General features: G+C 60.2%; 3 protein-coding genes. All 3 read right to left on the bottom strand.

Going from position 1 to position 4452, the window contains the following annotated elements; genetic code table 11:
- Positions 1 to 71 precede the first annotated feature (71 nt).
- The 3 genes from JNL55_RS18230 to JNL55_RS18240 all read right to left on the bottom strand — a co-directional run bounded on the left by JNL55_RS18230 (position 72) and on the right by JNL55_RS18240 (position 4435).
- Complete coding sequence (locus JNL55_RS18230) at positions 72 to 2612, bottom strand: TonB-dependent siderophore receptor (RefSeq protein WP_293856734.1); 2541 nt, start codon at positions 2610 to 2612, stop codon at positions 72 to 74.
- Positions 2613 to 2765: 153 nt separating this feature from the next.
- Complete coding sequence (locus tag JNL55_RS18235; RefSeq protein ID WP_293856737.1) at positions 2766 to 3854, bottom strand: FecR family protein; 1089 nt, start codon at positions 3852 to 3854, stop codon at positions 2766 to 2768.
- On the bottom strand, positions 3851 to 4435 hold the full coding sequence (locus JNL55_RS18240) for an RNA polymerase sigma factor (protein ID WP_293856740.1): 585 nt from the start codon (positions 4433 to 4435) through the stop codon (positions 3851 to 3853). Before JNL55_RS18240 ends, JNL55_RS18235 begins: the two co-directional genes overlap by 4 nt.
- Positions 4436 to 4452 lie beyond the last annotated feature (17 nt).

Consider the following 4452-nt stretch of genomic DNA (forward strand, 5'->3'; position numbering starts at 1 on the left):
AGCAGGTTCGCGGTGAGCAGCCGGGCATCGACGCCCGGCCGCTCTAACGAGGTAACGTCAGGTCCGCGTCCTTACCACTGACCGCGCAACGTGAAGACGAAGCTGCGGGGCGAGCCGTAGTAGTTATCGGTGACGCTGTTGCTGATGACGCGGTAGTAGGTCTTGTCGAGCAGATTGTCGCCGTATAGACCAAGCGTCAGATTGTCCGTGAGGCGATATTGAACCGAGGCATTCAGCAACGAATACCCGGGTTGCGTGAACGTGAACGGTACGTTGGTCGCGGTGTTGGTGACCACTGTGCCGGAGACGGACGTTTCCGTCTGCCACACAACGCCGCCGTTGAGCGTCCAGCGCGACAGCGCATTCGGCAGCTGCCACGTCGTCCACAACTTGACCATGTGACGCGGCGTTCTATCGAGATAGTACGCACCGCTGGAGTAGACGGTGCTGGCGGTACCGCCTTCGGATTTATTCTGGTTGTAAGTGTAGCCACCGAACATCTGCCAGCCCGGCAGTACGGTGCCGCTGATCTCGGCATCGAAGCCTTCGCTGGTGATGTCCTGTTGTTGAATGTAACAGCAGCTGCTGCCGGAGCTACTGACAGTCCCCGGCGGATACGCGAGATCCTGCACACCCTGGTTCTCACGGACGATGCGATAGACGGCGCCTGCAACGTTCAGAACGCCGAACAATTCACCCTTCACGCCGACTTCAAAGCCGCCGCCGGTGATCGGATCCAGCGGTGTGCCGGGCAACGGTCCCTGCAACAGATTCGCCTGGACCTTGTAGGTTTCCGCATAGCTGGCATACGCCGACCAGTCCGTTGCGAAATCCCAACCCAGCGCCACGCTGGGGATGAACTTGTTGTCGTCATAGCGAGTGACCGACGGTGTACCGTAGCTTCCAGTCGCGAGCACCCACGGCTGATACACCTGCTCGTAACGATACGTGCCGTAGCGGCCGCCGAGTGTCAGCCGCAACGGCTCCGCCAGCTGAATACCAATGGTGCCGTAGAATCCATTCTGCGACTGTTGGTTGACTGGATACATGCCGCGAGGCACCCGCGCAGTTTGCGGGTAATTGTTCGGATCGAAATCGAACAAGTTGATGGCATTGTAGGTAGTGCCGAACGGTGCATAACCCGTCAGGAAGAAGAGTTTCTGCCCGCCGCCGTCGATGCGCGAATAGTCGGTGCCGACCGTGTAGCGATGCTCGAGGCCAAACAGCGTGAACTTGCCGCTGGCGGACAGATCCAACAACTCCTGAGTGGTGCTGTACTGATCGCCGAACGCACGCACTTGAGCACCGGCGAGCGTGGTCGGATTGATCGCCCCGAATGCATACATGTAGTCGGAGTCGCTAGACTCCTCGATGCGCGTGAAGTTCAGCTTCACCACGCCGGAGGCGCCGTAAGACTGCTCAGCGCGCGCGAACATTTCTTTGGTCGTCGAGTACCAATGGCTCCACTTCGGCGTCAACGACGTCTCGGGGCCCAGATGCAAATCCGCACCATTGTTATAACGCGGCAAGCCGCGACCGGTGTAACCGTCTTCCTTGCGGCGCTGATAGCTGCCGCCGGCGATCAGCAGCGTCGAGGGCGTCAGGTCGTACTCGATGGTCGCGAAGCCGAGCCGCTTGTCGGACTCCGCGTTGTCATAGAAATAGGATTTGTTCTCGTACGAACCGACCGCGCGCCCGCGCAATCGGCCGTCCTGCGCCAACGAGCCGGTCACATCGATCTCGCCACGGTAGCTGTCCCAGCTGCCGGCCGACGCACTGACAGTCATGGCGGGAGCGGCCTTGGCGCGCTTGCGCACCAGATTGATCACGCCGCCCGGTTCACCGGCGCCGCTGTACATGCCGTCCACACCGCGCAACATCTCGACGTGATCGAACTCAGCGGTATCCGGCGTCAGGAACGAACCGAAACCCCCAAGAAACGCTGGCGCACCGCCATCAAGCTGGATGGTCTGAACCAGAAAGCCGCGGGAAAAATAGGCATTGCTCACCGGACTATAGTTGGCGACGGTCACGCCCGTCGTTTGATTCATGGCGTCTACCAGCGAGGTGAGATTCTGAGCCTCGATACGCTCGCGAGTGACGACCGTGACAGACTTCGGCGTCTCACGCAGCGACAAGCCGGACTTGGACCCCACACTCAGCTCATTATCCAGTGTACCGAAGACATTGACCGTCTCGATGCCCACCGGCACTGTGTCATTCGCTTGGGTGCGCTCGCTCGACGGCGCCTGAGCCAGGCGAACGGCAGCCGACGCGCTACGTGAGCCGATCTGCTGGAAGCGCCTGTTTGCCTGACCCGGCTCCTTGCCGATCAGCAACGCGCCGTCCGGATCCACGAAAATCTTCAGATCGGTGCCTTCGAGCAAGCGTTGAATCGCCTCACTGGGCAACAGCGTGCCGCTCACTCCCTGGGTTTGAAAACCCGCCAACTCCTCGCCGCGAAACATCAACTCCACATTGGTCTGCATCGCGAGAATTTTTAATGCAGATGTGAGATCGCCGGCCGGAACGTCGAGGGCTTGCGGGCTTTCCGCCGCGTGCGCCACCAGCGCTGCGCTGGAGATCGCAGCGAGCACGGCAGATCTGATCATTGAACTCATCGACATGCTTAACCCCTATTGCGGCGCTATGTGGGCCGCTTAGGGAAGATGACGAGACAGTTGTCGTTTCACCCCATCGTTCCTGAAAAAATCTTCAACAGCGCCGGGCAATGACAGTTCTCAAGCTGCGGTGATCACCGAGGATCAGTCGCGTTTGGTAAGCAGGATGCGTTCGCGCTCGCGCTGAACCTCGATGGGAAAAGCATTACCCAACAACCGCACGAAGGCATCAAGACTGGTCGAGCGAAACTTGCCGCTCACTCGATATCCCGCCACGGCGGGATCGTCGATGACGATCTTCTGCGCGCTATAGCGATTGAACTCTGCCACCGCATTGGCCAACGGTGTCTCGTTGAACACCAGATACCCCGTGCGCCATGCCAACTGCTCCTGCAACTCTAGCGCTTCCTTGTTCTCGATCAGCACCCCGTCGGCAGTGGCGTGAGCGACCTTGCCAGCATTCAGCGACTCCAGCCGCGTCGCCACGCTAGCAACCTCGCCCGCTCCGGACGGTTCTACAGACTCGAGCCGCACCACGCCCTCGGTCACTACGACCGCCACCTCATCGCGTTCCCGTCGAACCGAGAACGCCGTCCCGACGGCGACAATGCGTTTGCTTCCGGCATCGACTACGAACGGCCGACTAGCATCCTTTGCGACTTCGAAGAAGGCCTCACCTTTGGCGAGCTCGACCTTGCGCTCGGTATCGGTGAGCGCCAAACGAATCTCGCTCGCGGTATTCAATGTCACGCGAGAGCCGTCGGACATGGGTACGGAGGTAACGACACCGAGGGACGTCGAATACCGATCGGCCGCATAGTGATCGACAACCAAGTACGCCGTGGTGCCAAGAGCAACGAGAACGGTCGCAGCTAACGCACCCCAACGCGCCCGATTCGAGCGGTTCGCATTGCCCGCTACTTCTGCTACTCCCACAGGTGGTTGCGCACGTCGCTCGGCTGCGAGACTCAGCTCTGCCTCAAAGAACGGTGAAATCTGCCATTGCCCCGGCGGCGGAACGGTACCCTTCTCTACCCCACCGGCTAGCGCATGCAAGCGACGCGCTTTTTCCCAGCCTTGCTCCAGCCGAATGAACGCGACGGCGTTCTCCAGCGATGCGTCCTGCCATTGCTCGAGGTGTGCCTTATCTGTTTCGCTCCAGTCAACGCCTTCACGCCGCATGAGCCATGCCGCAGCTTCTTGCTCCGCCCGCTCCGTGCTCTCTATGCTCATCTTCGACGCTCCCGACCGACGCTCTGCTCCTCGCCGGCGTCCGAGTCTTCCTTATCCTGTGTGGCAGTAAATTCAGTGCCTAGCATGGCGTTGGCCAACTGGCGGATGCCCTTCATGAGGTGCTTCTCAACGGTGCGGGGGCTAATACCCAGACGATCAGCGACCTCGTTCTGCGAGAGCTGATCCACCCGACGCAGCCACACGGTATCGCGGCACTTGGGCGGCAACGCATCGAAGGCAACTGCCAGGCGACGCAACTCCTGCCTTGCCTTCACCCGCTGCTCCGGAGAAATCTCGTCTATGAGGACGTTTAATGCGTCTAGATCCCCCACTGTGTCGATCGCAATCACCCGTTGCCGCCGGATGCGCTCGATCATGAGATGACGCGCAGTGGCGAACAGAAACGCCTTAGCGGAAGCGGGCCTCGCAGTCATTCCAGATTGGTAGACGCGGATGTAGATCTCCTGGCGCAAGTCCGCGACTTCGTCGCGCCGTGGCCACACGCGAATCAGGTAGTTGACCAGCAACTCCTCGTGAACGAGCACTTCGCGGACAAACCAGGCCTTAACAGACTCGCTCATTTACCGCGCAACATACT

The organism is Steroidobacter sp. (assembly GCF_016790065.1).
In the GTDB taxonomy this organism is placed as follows: domain Bacteria; phylum Pseudomonadota; class Gammaproteobacteria; order Steroidobacterales; family Steroidobacteraceae; genus Steroidobacter.